9 protein-coding genes are annotated in these 14,050 nt (G+C 44.5%); 3 read left to right on the plus strand and 6 right to left on the minus strand.

The features are described 5' to 3' along the window. Positions 1-24: 24 nt before the first annotated feature. The gene (locus tag J2Z66_RS14960) at positions 25-594 is read right to left on the minus strand and encodes a hypothetical protein (RefSeq protein WP_209972250.1); all 570 of its coding nucleotides are present in this window, start codon (positions 592-594) and stop codon (positions 25-27) included. Positions 595-747: 153 nt separating this feature from the next. Here J2Z66_RS14960 and J2Z66_RS14965 point away from each other — a divergent pair, with 153 nt between their 5' ends. Continuing rightward, positions 748-1,728 carry a DUF4261 domain-containing protein gene (locus J2Z66_RS14965; RefSeq protein WP_209972251.1) on the plus strand — a complete coding sequence of 327 codons (981 nt, stop codon included), beginning with the start codon at positions 748-750 and terminating at the stop codon, positions 1,726-1,728. 152 nt (positions 1,729-1,880) lie between these two features. Here J2Z66_RS14965 and J2Z66_RS14970 read toward each other — a convergent pair whose 3' ends face one another. From J2Z66_RS14970 to J2Z66_RS14990, 5 genes are all read right to left on the minus strand, one after another. Next, positions 1,881-4,535, minus strand: coding sequence for a GH39 family glycosyl hydrolase (locus J2Z66_RS14970; RefSeq protein WP_209972252.1), 2,655 nt, complete (start codon positions 4,533-4,535; stop codon positions 1,881-1,883). Between the two features lie 172 nt (positions 4,536-4,707). After that, a complete protein-coding gene (locus J2Z66_RS14975; protein WP_209972253.1) occupies positions 4,708-6,564 on the minus strand; it encodes a hypothetical protein in 1,857 nt (618 codons plus the stop codon). 29 nt (positions 6,565-6,593) lie between these two features. Then, positions 6,594-8,357 (minus strand): extracellular solute-binding protein, encoded by a 1,764-nt coding sequence (locus J2Z66_RS14980; RefSeq protein ID WP_209972254.1) that lies wholly within the window; start codon positions 8,355-8,357, stop codon positions 6,594-6,596. A gap of 67 nt (positions 8,358-8,424) precedes the next feature. Further along, positions 8,425-9,312 (minus strand): carbohydrate ABC transporter permease, encoded by an 888-nt coding sequence (locus J2Z66_RS14985; protein WP_245375564.1) that lies wholly within the window; start codon positions 9,310-9,312, stop codon positions 8,425-8,427. A gap of 31 nt (positions 9,313-9,343) precedes the next feature. Beyond that, entirely contained in the window at positions 9,344-10,294 is a 951-nt protein-coding gene (locus tag J2Z66_RS14990; RefSeq protein ID WP_245375582.1) for an ABC transporter permease subunit, read from the minus strand. A 223-nt stretch (positions 10,295-10,517) separates the two neighbouring features. Here J2Z66_RS14990 and J2Z66_RS14995 point away from each other — a divergent pair, with 223 nt between their 5' ends. Further along, a complete protein-coding gene (locus tag J2Z66_RS14995; protein WP_209972255.1) occupies positions 10,518-12,407 on the plus strand; it encodes a sensor histidine kinase in 1,890 nt (629 codons plus the stop codon). Next, a complete protein-coding gene (locus tag J2Z66_RS15000; protein WP_209972256.1) occupies positions 12,385-13,995 on the plus strand; it encodes a response regulator transcription factor in 1,611 nt (536 codons plus the stop codon). The genes J2Z66_RS14995 and J2Z66_RS15000 overlap by 23 nt, the downstream gene beginning before the upstream one ends. The last annotated feature ends 55 nt before the right edge of the window (positions 13,996-14,050 follow it).

Genomic DNA, 14,050 nt, shown 5'->3' on the forward strand with positions numbered 1-14,050 from the left:
ACCTATATCAGATCTATTTGTATATCAACCTGCCATCTTTCTAAAAACTTCTAATTGACTGACCATAATACTCATTATTACATCTTTTTCGAACAAAAACTCGATCATGGTGTCGCCCTTCTTATCTATATATCCTATCATTTGAGAATTGGCCTGCTTCCTGCTATAAAATGCTTGTCCATACTTCGCCTTGGCTTCTTGGATGGAATCCCCTACTTTTATGCCCTTGGAGGTCGACATTTTTGATTCTATGTTAAAGCCATAGGTGACGACTACATGATCCATTAACGTAAAAAAACTGGTGTCTGCATAAACCCAATTTATTAAATTATCGATGATGGTTACCTTTTCCATGGGTTCCCCCTTGCTGTCAACTAACAATTGCTCAGCCGCCCCCAGTGATAACCCCCTTGACTCTCGCTCTGGTTCTGACTCTAACCCTGCCCCTGATTCCGCCCCTGACCTTGCCATCTCGCCACTCAAATCGGTGCTGGCCACTTTGTCCACATAGTCCAGAGGCGACGATTCCTGCTTCTGAACCCCACATGAGCACAATAAGAACAATAAACAAATCAATAAAATGCCTTTCTTCATCTTAGGCCACCCCTTTTATCTAAATTGTATAGAGTATATTGGCTCTGAGTTTGAAAAAGGTTCGAAAAATACCAGATAAATTTGTCTGGAATGAAACAAACCACTATACTTAAACAAACCAAATTGATTTACATAAAGGAGGCCATTGTTGTAATGAGCGGATCTACAGAAGAACTTGAGGATGAATTTGAAGATGAGCTGGAAGGTTCATTAGAGGAAGAGCAGGATGAATCCGGATTTGCCAGAACTTATACGGTGGAGCTGTTGTACAAGGAGAAGCCTGTCCTGGACAAAGATGTTTTGTATGCGAAAATGCAGGCGTACACAGGAGATGTCCAGAGGCCCGATGAAGATGATAAAGAGCAGACAGGTTCAGGGGCTGAAATGCCTGTATGGGAGGCAAACGATTCGGGAGCTGATAGCCAGCTGACATATATGTTCTTCCATATGAATCATATGGTTGAATATGCGGATGGCTCTGTGCCGGCTCAAACCTGCGTTTTTGCTGCGAATGAAATATCGGGCTCCTACATGTATGAGACCGCGCTTCAGCAGTCCTGGCATTGGCCTGAGGTTAGAGAAACGGTCGATGAATGCCGGCATTCGCTGTTATTAACTGACTTCTGCGCAGCAGGCCTTGACTACAAGGAGCGGCTGCAGCTATTTCAGAATGCGCTGCGTGCCCTGCTCGAAACGGCACCCTGCGACGCTATATATTGGAAAACGAGCGAAAAGTTCATACAGCCCCAAGCCTATACAGAAGCAGTAGCTGGAGGACAGCTTTTACATGGAGCCCTCAACATCCGTTTCTACAGTGTGGAAGGCACAGGCTCGGGAAGGCAAGAAGCATTAATGGACACCTGTGGTTTAGCGGCGCTGGGGATACCGGACGTGCAGTGTCACTTCTATGATCTTAGCCCGAACGAAGTGGCGGATAGCCTCAACGATTTGGCCTATTATTTGTTCGACAAAGGCAATGTTATTCAAGACGGAGAAACGGTCGGCATGACCGGGGATCAGCGGTGGCGCTGCGAGCATCAATTCGCCTTGGCCGTTCCCCAGCGTTATGTGATCGACCTTGATCCGGGTGAACCTTATTATGCGGGTAAACAGCATCATGATGAAGCTGAGTAAACATTTTAAAGGGGAACGGTTAACCCAAGCGTAGCTGACACCACCCGCGAATGGATATAAATGTAAGAACCCTCCAAGTTTGGAGAGTTCTTTTTTATGCTGTAGGAGATTAACCGCTTTCTCGATGCTCGGTATATGGTTGGGTATCCTTGCTAATTCGAAGCATAGAAAGCATAGGTGCCACCGCTACTTGTTAGTCCAACTGGGGCTGTGGCAGGAAGCGACGCCGGATACGAATAACTAATGTATTGAACAGGCGGTTTATACGTCAAAACACTTCCCATTTGACTTAAAATAAACACTAGCCAGTAGGGTGTGTTCTCCGTTAACGTTGTGGACGGAATCATTCCTTTGTTCCATCCGTTAGTCAACGTGACTTCTGGCGATTCTGAAAGCATCGTTCCCGGATTTCCGTTATTGTCGCTGTAAAGAGCCATTCTAACCTTGCCTACCGCACCTGAGGCTACGTACAAGTTCAGGTTGGTCGCGGTTACATTTTGGCCTGCAATAGCTTTCGTGGCTACAAAATTATTGCCTGCCGCCGTTTCCGTGCTGGCACCGGGTGCATCTAGACCCACATGAATGGGAGTTGGTAAAGTTGGTGAAGCCGAATTGGCATAAAACCTCACATCATCAACCATGTACCATGAGTTGGCTGGCGAGTCGGAGTAGAATCCGATCGTCGCTTGCCCATTGGTGACATTGATATTTTCAATGCTGATCTGTTTCCAAACAGAAGTTTTCGGTATAGTATACTTCAGGCTTGTTCCACCGTAATCTTTCGCTTCCATGTAAGCAGTTCTTAAATTTCCAAGATCGCTTTTCACCCATGCCTTTAGTGTATACAATCCATTTGGTAATCCTGAAAACGTTTGATAAGTATATACTTTGTAATCTGTTCCCTTCCAATGGCCTAATTTATAGGATCCCGTATGAGGTGCGCCTGAACCCGATACTCCCTCCGTATAGTCTGCATCCGCATCCGCCCCTGAAGTACTCCAGCCGACAGGTGAGGATACCGCCGCTCCGTCATCTTCGAATCCGGGATTCGTTATTAAGTTCGGTCCTGTTGCTCTTTTGGCATTAGAAATTTCGTAGAAAACGACTCCATGGTGCGCTATTTCGGGGTTTAGTGTTAATGAGTTACCTGTGACTGCTACCTCGGAAGTAGTTGATGACAACGTTGCCAAAGCTTTATACGCATTCTCCCGCGAATACCAGTAAGTTAAGTCAGCAGGATCTTTCAAAGCCTTGGGTACTTCCAACGAATATTTGGACCAATTTGGCGAATAGGAACTGTCCGTTAATCCCCTGTTGGTCTGATCTGTCCACCACTGCGGCCAGAAATTTCCGTGCGTATCATCCACAACCCATTGTTTTACAGTGACTGTGCTGCCGCTAGCAGGGATTATATTCGAGATGCTTATTGCCGGGGTTTCAGAAGTCGATGCATTAAAATTGCTGTTATAATTATAAACCATGAAATGCATAGTATCGGTCGAACTGTTATACCCGGCTATGCCATTTATCTCATTCCCGGAATTCCCAGGGGATCCGGATACGATTCCCTCCACTCTCTTGTCTCCAGCCATTTTATAAGCTAGGTTGGCAATGTGGGTGCCTACGGATGGTACGCCTCCCCAGAATATTTCAGTACTTAATCCCCAGGTAGAAAACCAGTCAATATTTGAATCATGCATGACTTTGAACAACCTGGCATCTGAGGATGCTTGGAAACTATGGGCAACAATGCGTGAATACAGCGCTTTATTGTCGAACCCGGAAAATATACGCCCCTCATCAATGCCATACTTCAGATTTGTCAAACCATTCGCATTGGCCCGGTTTCTCAAAGAGTTGATCGTATCCGCCAATGTTTTTCCTCCATAAAACACGCCTGGGCGCGAATCATAATAGGACGCCGTCAGATAATCAATTTGAGTTCCGTTTAATCCCGTTTTATAGTTGACTCCGTAAGTGCCTACTCCTGCTACATGATCAATAAATTCCTCTTCGTTCCAGTACCCCGCAGCAAACGCCAAGCTGTGCGCACCCACGATTACATCGGATGCCGCTGCCCCCGCTTGAACGTATGCAGCCTCTAGTGCCGCAACCGTGTAATCGTATAACTTAAAATAAGATATTTTTGTCGTATTGGCACTGATCTTATCATCGAACCAATCTTTGTTTTCGAACTCCGTCCCCACTCCCCACGACCACGACTTGACTTCATTCATACCAAATTCCGTTATGAGTTCATCCGCCAATGCTTTTATATAATTGTAATAAACATCATAATCATCGGGGAATTTTGTATTGTTAGCCATTCCGCCTATTGTGGGATTCGTTGAATACTTTACAGGTACATTACCTGTTTTAATTACAGGTTTTAATCCCTGATTCACTACATGATGAAGGGCTGTAATAAGCTTCGAAAAGTCATAGTCGGCCGGGTTGGTAGTATCGCTGGGATCAATAAACAGATCTCTCGGGTAAAAGCTGCTGCAACCCGGAAAGCCGTCATAGCATCCCCCGGTAGCAGCCATAAGCTGAACTTTTTCTACGAATGGGTAGTTCGTGGAAAAATAATTTGCTGGTTGGCCTGTTGCTTTATCCAGCCATTCATCATTATAACCCCACACATTTACGTCGGAAAATTTGTTTGATAGGGTCTGTCCATCTGACGAAAGATCAAACGAAACCGTTACATTACCTGCTGCATAAGCTTTATTCAAAGTTTCAGATGTGACAAGAGAAAAAAAACAAACCAATACTGAACAGAACAGCAAAATTAATTTTTTCTTCATCCTACTTCCTCCTCACATATTAAACAGGCTCTCGGCATTCGCCGAGGCAGATGTAGCAAGGGTTTCCCGATGCGGATCGCGGCTAGCAATCCGCGAAGCCGCATCGGCCCGGATGGAAGCTGAGTCCACAAATCTGGTTGTGGCGGCAAATCTTCCATCCCCTTTTAACCCTTCACCCGGATGTCAGTCTGCTTCCAAGTTTAGTTGAGTCGTCATCGTTCATCAGGTTGTCAAGTGTCAGGTTGATGACGTCCTCACGCCCCAAAAAGAAATCCAGCGCTTTGTCTGCAGTCGCGTGGATCCACAAGTTCAATGAAGCGCCCGGCCGGTGCAGATTCAGTTCCGACTGTACCCGCTCATATACTGCAGTGAACTCTTTCTCCCATTCCTGGACTCTTGCATCAGTTTCGGCATTTGTCAGGTCTTGCTCCAGAACTGCCAGCTGTTCCAGACACAACTGCATCCGGCAACGCAGTTCCAGCAGCAGCCAGCGCCAGCCGTCACGCGCCCACGGCTTCAGCCGGTCGCGGATGGCGGCGACGGATTCATCCAACTGCTGGGCCGATTTGCCTTGTCCGCTTCCGGTGAGGATATCCTCCATGTCGAATACGAGCTGCGCCGCTTCCTTTTCCACCTCGGCGCCGAAATAGAAGCGGCAATATTCTTCGACGATCTGTTCGATCTTTGCTTCGGAATGCCACATCATCTGCGCCCAGAGCACCTTGTTCAAATCCTCGTACCGGCCTTCCGAATAAGGAAAGGCGCCCGCAAGCCCGGAGCTGAGCTCGGCGTACTCGGCGGCGAACCTGCGGGGTGCCGGATTGCCACCCTTTCCGCCCCATGGAACGCTGTCAAACATGCTGATCTCCGGGAACAGCACTACCGGATGCCGGGCCGGCAGCACTCTGCCACCAAGTTTCCAGCGCCTTGCTTCTATCGCTCCGGCCATTACATACTTGAACCATGAAGCCTCCTGCTTGTCGTCCTCCGCCAGGTAAGCGAAAAAAGCATCATCTTCGCCCTTGCGATGGCCTTCGAACCACCAAGCGCTTACATTGACGTCGATACCGGGCACGGCCTCTTGCAGCGAATTCGCCAGTTCGCGATTCAGTTCCATGAAGGTACGCGGCCAAGGCAAACATTCCGGACAGTTGCAACCTCCTTGATCGTAAGGCCACAGCCAGAACGATTGGACTTCAGCAAGCTCGGAGAAATACATCCGCTTGTTGTGGAGCACCATCGCACGCCCCTCCGGTTTAGAGGGGCAAATATCCGTGTCGTAACCGCCGAATACGCGGTCGCGCGACCTGAGCGGATGGTAGTCAAGCTCATCAAACGCGTTGGTGCGCAGCATTGCACGTCCCTGACCAACCTGCCCCAGAAAGCCTTCGTTGGATACGGCGGTGCGCCCTGTTCTCATCCCTACCTCACGGGCATAGGATTCGAACGTCTTCAGCCTCTCCAGCATCGGTCTGCCTTCCTCCAGAGAGCGGTAATGGGAAATATCGAACCAGACCAGTAGTTCGTTGACCCCCCATAACGCCAGATCCTCGAGGTAAGCTTGCACTTCTGCCAATTCCGCGTGGCAATACCAATTGCCGAAGTGGGTGGCAAAATAAATGCCGCGTACAGGTTTCTCCGGGCGGGAGACAAGGTCGAGTGCCGGAAACCGCCTGCCTTCCTCGCCGTCCGCGGTGAAATTGATCAGCCGCAGCAGCTTGCCCAGCCCGTACAACACGCCGCGTTCACTTAATGCAGCCACATATACGGGCAAATCGCTGTCGCCACTTTGGATCACGTAACCTTCTTCGCCCAAATCATCGGGAATAACAAGACTCCCTCGCGCGCAAGCTTCGCGAATCGTCTCCGAACTTAACGGGGTACCCGCTTCAATTAGCCGCGTGTGCCGCTGACCCTCTGGGTCAACGTCCGCACGACTGCCGCGGTCGCGGGCGCGATCCTGAAACAATCGCGCCGCTTTCGCTTCCAATTTTCCTGCCAGTCGACCTAGCGATACGTGCCAACTCACTTAATCTTCTCCTTTCCTTCACTTCATTATTATTTCAACAATTCGTATATCGGTGCCATTTTGATGGAAGATTCATCTGCTTTGGCTTTCCAGTACTGGAAAATCTCATCCGTCTTGAATTGATCCAACCCTTTAATAAATTGCTCCTGAAGCTTGTTAAATTCATCATCGTCTTTCGCAGAAATGAGCTTAAATTCATTTTTGTAAATATAGGCTTGGAGATTGGTATCATAAGTCTTCAGATCATCCGGCAGTTCACCCAGGTTGAATAGCGAGTTTGCCTTATAAGCTTTCACGTTGGAGGTATAAAGATCAAATAGAGTCTCTTTTCCATAATGCTCCAGCATGTCCTTATGAACAGGCTTTAGCTTATTCGCTATCGACTTATCTGACCATTCATACAGGTTAACTGCCGTATTGGTATTAGGGTCAATTGTAGCGCTGGCAAAGCCAACAAAGTGATGGAACACACCTGCACCGGTTTCCTTTTTGAATTCGTCATCGCCGCCCCGTTGAAGAAACTCATCCGTTGGCGTCGGTTTGCCGTTTTCCATGGTCCAGTTTACACCTTCAGGTCCATTCCATACGAGCCTTGAACCCTCGTAAGAGGAGAGGAAATCCAGCAGTTCCAAGGCTCTTTCCGGGTATTTACAGTTTTTGGAGATTGCATACACTCTCTCGCCACCAGGCAGCATATTTATTAATATATACTTATCCGTATGAAGTGCCGGGACCCCGACCATGCCTTTTTCCGGCATTCCTGCTTCCTCAAATCCTCTATTCACTTGATCGATGTCCCAACCTAAAGGCGTATATAGGTATCTTCCGGCTTTCAACTTATCTTCATAGGTGTCAGCTTTTTGTGAGAAAGAATCCGGATCCAGAATCCCCATCCGATTGGCTTTGTTGTAAAATCTCAGACTGCGCCAGAACATGCCATTCTTGTCGGTAAGTTCATTATTGGGAGACATCGTATTGCTTAGGATATCTGCTAACGCAAGCTTATCCCCGCCCGAAATGCCTACTTGTCCTTCAGCAAATGCAAGCGGACCTGCAAGCGCCCCATCCCCCCAACCTTGCACGTCGGCAAACCATCCACCCAAGGCGTAAACCTTCTTGCCGTCCTTTGTAGTAGGCTCAGCGTTCTGCATTTGCTGAAGTACATTCAAGAGATCCTCATCATAGTTTTCCAGTTTCGGATAACCCAGTTTCTTATAAAGATCCCAGCGGATAAAATGTCCCATAAGCTGCTGCGTGCCGGCATCCCAGGTTCCGCGATTCATGCCGATGGTATAGAGCTTACCATCCGTACTGTATTGCCTATTCAGTTCGACCATCGCTTTACCGGAATTATCGGACAAGATGTTCTTTCCATACTTTTCAATTAAGTCATCGAGCTCCTGGATTTGGCCGGCTTTCACCATTTGAGGAATTTGCTTCACCGGATCCGTAACAAGGAAGATGTCCGGCAAATCGTTGCTGGCAATTAACGCGTTCAGTTTTTGGGGCCAGTCATCACCGCCACCTACCGAAGTAATATCCATCGTGATGCCCAGCTTGTCTTGAATATACTTGGCGACTGGGTCCTGGGCAATCCCGTTTGGCACACTGTTCAAGGTAAATGCGGCGATTTTCAATTTGACGGGCGGTTTGTTCTCAGCTTCTCCTTTCGTGGACTCGTTTGCGCCAGGTTCCGTGGACGACTTTACTTCGTCCGTCTTACCACCCGAGCATCCGGCCAGGGCGACAATCAAAATGATGGATACGATAATGAATAGCACTTTGTTCTTCAAGGCAAATCCCCCAATTCCTGATTTTTTTATAAAAACAGTCTTCGCAGACCATTCTTATCGAAATGAACTATCCCTTAACCGCACCCAACATGATCCCTTTGACAAAATACTTCTGCATCAGTGGATAAACGACAAGAATGGGCAGCACAGTGATCACCGTCATAGCATGCTTGATGGAGGTAGCTGTCACATGTGCGGAACTAGACATAGACGCAGCAGTAGTGGAACTTGCTGACGACTGCAGCATATTCGCCATGTTCGATTGAAGATTCCTATATAATAGAAGTTGAAGCGTATCCAAACGGCTGTCGCTCACCAAGTAAAAGTTGTCGGCCCAAGAGTTCCATTGGTTTACGGCCGTAAATACGGCAATACAGGCGACAATCGGCATAGACAGCGGAAAAATGATTTTGGTAAAAATCGTGAGGGTGCCGGCGCCATCCACCTCTGCCGATTCCTCCAGGGAGGTTGGCAGCGATTCTATGTATGTTTTAATCAAAATAATAAAGAATGCAGAAATCATGCTTGGCAATACGTAAAGCAGAAAGTTATTTTTCAGATGGAGCTCTTTCATGATCATGTACCAAGGAATCAATCCTGAATTGAAGAACATGGTGAAAATAAAAAATCGATAGATCCATTTGCGACAGGGCATATGCTTCTTGGTAACCAAGTATCCAACAAAAGTACAACTCATAACCGTCAGGACGGTTCCAACAATCGTTCGCGCAACGGAAATGAACACGCTATGGTAGAGATTCGGTATGTGTGACAATTGTTGATAAGCCGCCCAAGTGATGTTCTTTGGAATGAAGTACACCCCATTCGCGATATCTGCGGGATTGCTCAAGGAATTGATTATGATATAGTAGAACGGGTATATACAGGAAAACGAAAAGAGCAGCAATAATCCTGAATTAATCATTTGAAATAACGAATTTTTAATTTTCTCCAATGTAGAAACACCTTCTTCGCTTTGTTCATGTTTAAATAATGGTCTCTTTCCTCACGACTTTGGATAAAAGGTTGGCAAGCAGCAGCAGGGCAATACTTATAACCGATTTGAAGATTCCCATAGCCGTTGAAAAGGAATATTCTGCGTTGGCGATACCCATCCGATAAATATAAGTATCAAAAACTTCTAGCTTGCTGATATTCATCGGATTCTGAAACACGTAATACTGCTCGAAACCATTGCTGAGTATGTTGGAAATGGAGAGCAGCAGCAGGACAAAAAAAGTGGGGATAATGCCAGGGATTGTAATGTGCCATATTTTCTGAAACCTCCCTGCGCCATCCACCTTGGCTGCGTTATACAGTTCCTGGTCGATGCCCACAATTGCGGCAATATAAATAATAGCTCCCCAGCCCGTTCCTTTCCATAACCCAATCAGCAGTTGAATGTACCATGCATAGGTATCGCTAATTAATGGTTCCAATGGTTTTTGAATCAAGTGTGTATCCAGCAATACTTTGTTGATCAGTCCGTCTCCTGAAGAGAACAAAGCGAAAAACACCGCATAAACCAAGATCCAAGATATAAAATTGGGGATAGAAGCGACGGTTTGAATGAACCTCGATAAAATTGGAATCCGCATCTCTGTAAGCGCAATCGCAAAGATAACCGGAATCGGTGCGGTGGCAAGGCCAAGAAAGCTTAACGCCAACGTATTTTGAATGACTTGAACAAAATCATTGCCACCAGAGAAAATGATTTCGAAATATTTCCAGCCAACAAACGTCTGCTTATACAAAGGCACCCCTGGGATATAGTCAACAAACGCAAAGGACCATCCGAAAAGAGGCAGGTAATAAAACACAAAGGTAATGATAAGGAACGGCAAAATCAAGAGGAACAACTTGACTTTTGTCTTTGTTTTGCCTGTTAATCCCACTCCCCTGTTTGGCTCGATGTTCTTCATTGATTCATTTATCATTGTCACTCAATACCTCCGATACGTTGTAAGCGATTTCCCTATCCCTATTCGTATTATATAGTCAAATGACTACATTCAACCATTACAATGATTTTGGCTTATTTACAAAAATTATGGATATCCCTGTTTTTCATTCGTAACTAGTTATCCAACGTGTTCAAAAGCGAAATCGAATATGTTATAGTATGTCTAAATAAATATAGTCTGTTGAAATGGTGATTTTATGATTCGAGTATGGATTGCCAAGTATATAAAAAGTCGTTTCTTAAACAAGCTGCTGCTCCTGAACTCACTCATTATCATAAGCACTGTAAGTATTTTGGTCTTCTTCATCTTTTATTATATTTCGAACACCCTCAAGGAGCAGGCGATTAGCTACAATAGCCAAATCCTTCAATCGGTGAGCTCCTATTTCCTTGATCAAAATAAAACTTTCAAGAAAACGATGAATTACATATATTATGGTGATTTGTTGGAGAATAGCGGAGGGTACTCGGTCATTCAGGCATTCCAGGATGTGAACCAATACAGGCAATCCGATCCATCTGACAAATCTGCTATTTCTTCAGAAATCGTAGAAAAAACCGCCTACATCTATCATTTTATGACATCAAGGGCGTTGCCTAGCGATACGCATATGTCAGACATGCTATTAGTTAATCCATCTTTTGATCTCCAATTATCTACTGGCCGGAACGGGAGACTTACCCGATATGTACCCACGATCCGCGATTTTATTGACAATTCCAGATCAGATGCTCATATCAACTCCCAAAGAATTCACTATATTCCTTCTTTCAGCAAAACAACTGGGCGGGACCCTAAATTCATGTACGCCATATACGATTATCTCAGGGATCCGAACGATCCTTCCCTGTATGTAGGGTATATGTTGTCAACTTACGATGCTGACTCGGTCAAATCTGCCTACGAAAGATTTAATTTAAATTTGACAGGCATCATTCTAATTTTAACTAACGATGGAGACATTATATTTGATTCTTCAGGCCAATTTTATGGCAAGCCATTTCCTTATAAAGAAATCATAACTTCCCCAAATCGTTCCACAATAATCAATAACTCCATTGTCGATATTTATAGAGATGAAGACTATGGATTTGCCGTCATTGGAATCATTCCCAAATCGGATCTGTACAAGGGTATACATAAGTTCACCCAAGTAATTTTATCTACCACTTTTGCCTGTTTGATTGTCATCTTATTATTATCCTTTTTTGGAACTTCAATCTTTTCCAAACGCCTAGCTAATGTTTTGCATACCATCAAAGAAATTCAAAGAGGGAATCTTTCCGCCCGAGTCAACTTTAAGGATAGGAACGACGAAGTAGGGCTAATCTCATACAACTTGAACATTATGAGCGAGAAACTGGAGGATTACATCGGGCGGGAATTAGCTTTGGAATTGCGGCGTAAGGAAGCAGAGTTAAAACAAAAGACGGCTGAGCTCTATGCGCTGCAGTCTCAGATTAACCCTCATTTTCTTTATAACACTTTGGAAACGATAAGAATGACGGCCATCATCACTCAAGATCAAACCGTTAGCCAAATGATTAAAATTCTCGCCAAATTGATTCGCAGCAGCATTAAGGATGAGATGATGATTTCGATCGATGATGAATTGCGTTATTGCCGCTCTTTTCTTGAACTATATAGTTTACGGTTTGGGGAACTATTGGAAGTGATCATTGACATCGAAGACGAAATATTGCCATACGGAATCCCCAAACATTTGTTGCAACCTATCATTGAGAATACAATCTTCCATGGCATTAATTTAAACAAAAACGACAATGTGATTACGGTTAAAGGAAGCAAAGTGAATGATTACATCGTGTTGTCAGTTTCGGACAATGGCCATGGAATGGATGCCACGCGTTTAGCTTCCATTACCAATAAGTTGAAAAACCTGCATATGTACAGTCAAGAGAGTATTGGCCTTATGAATGTCGAATCCAGAACGAGGCTTATCTACGGGGATAATTGCGGTTTGCAAATTAAAAGTAGCCATCACATGGGAACCGAAGTCATTCTAACGATTCTCGCATTAACGAAGGAGGAGCTGTTTGAACATGTACAAGGTTTTGATCGTTGATGACGAGATGTTGATCCTTAAAGGTTTGCAGTATGTAATTAACTGGGAGGAGCATGGCGCTGAGATTGTTGCCAGTGCCAAAGACGGTATTGAAGCTATGGAAATCGTCGAACAAACCATGATCCACATTATGATTACCGATATCAAAATGCCAAATATGGATGGTTTGGAGCTGATCAGGACAATCCGAAGAAAAGGTCTGAATATCAAGATTGTCATATTAAGCAGCTACGACGACTTTGAATTTGTTAAAGAAGCATCAAAATTAGGCATTGAAAATTATTTGTTAAAACCTGTAGAAGAAGAAGAACTGTCAGATACAATCCTCCACTCCATCAAAAAAATCGATCAGGAGCTGCAGTTGGATATTCAGAACAGGCAAAATTACAATATTGTCAAAGAAAATATACTCAACCGATGGGTCACTCATTCCATTCGGAATGACGAGCTTGTAGACCGTGCTGGTTTTCTTCAGATTAAGCTTAATTATAACATGTACATGGCATGCATCATTAGTCGTTTAAGTCATTCAAAATTATCGATTCATGATGTGAAGCAAGATCATTCATCATTTTCCACACTTAATATTTGTCAAGAAATTCTGGGGCCTAGCGGGAATCCAATTCTCTTCAATAGTTTGAGCGGTGACCTTATTATAATATTTGCTTGGAATCATGGCCAAATCGATGAAGATCAAATTCATATGCTGTTGGAACTATGCATACAAAAAATCAATCAATTTTTGAAAATGGATGTTTGTATTGCTCTTGGCTCCATCGAGAAAGGATACCAATTACTCCACAAAAGCTACCAGCATGCCTATACACTTAAAGATTATCGTTTACTGCCACCTAATTCAGTTACTAATTATGAACAATTAAAGAAAAATATGGTGAAATTTAATGATGATTTTACCATTGATTATGAATCGTTAAAGAGTTTTATAATTTCCAATAACAAAACAGAGGCGTTCCTATGCATCGATTCCATCTTTGAGAGGCTTAAGCACAGGGCGGACGTCACCCCTGAATATGTCCTAGGTCTTACGATGGAAATATTGATCCATATATTTGGCACGCTCCAATTCCCTGGTACTCATGTGGATGAAATCCATCGTCGCACAGGTCATGCTCTATTCGATATTTTGCGCACGCATCAAAAAACCGATCTATCTGAATGGCTGAAACTGTTTATTGGTAATTACATGGACCATTTGGAAATGACATATGAAAACATTCACCCCACAATCAAAACCATTCTGGCATACATCGATGATCATTACGCTCAAGAAATGTCGCTCAAAACCCTCTCAGATACGTTTAACGTCAATGCCGCTTATCTGGGCCAATTGTTTAAAAAAACAACTGGAGATATGTTCTCCAATTACCTAAACCGTATAAGGGTCGAAAAATCCAAGGAATTGCTCGCTCAGACTACTTTGAAATCAAATCAAATTTCTACTATGATTGGTTTCACTAATGTCACCTATTTTTCGAATATTTTTAAAAAGCACGTAGGTGTTTATCCGATTGAATACAGAAAAGCCTTATCCAGGGTCACGAAACCCACATCTCAAACGCAGCATTAACCACTGTGGCAAAGGCATCGCTCCTCTTCGAGATAGAAGGGATTGATGCCTTTTT

It is taken from the genome of Paenibacillus eucommiae, assembly GCF_017874215.1.
Taxonomy (GTDB): Bacteria; Bacillota; Bacilli; order Paenibacillales; family NBRC-103111; genus Paenibacillus_AI; species Paenibacillus_AI eucommiae.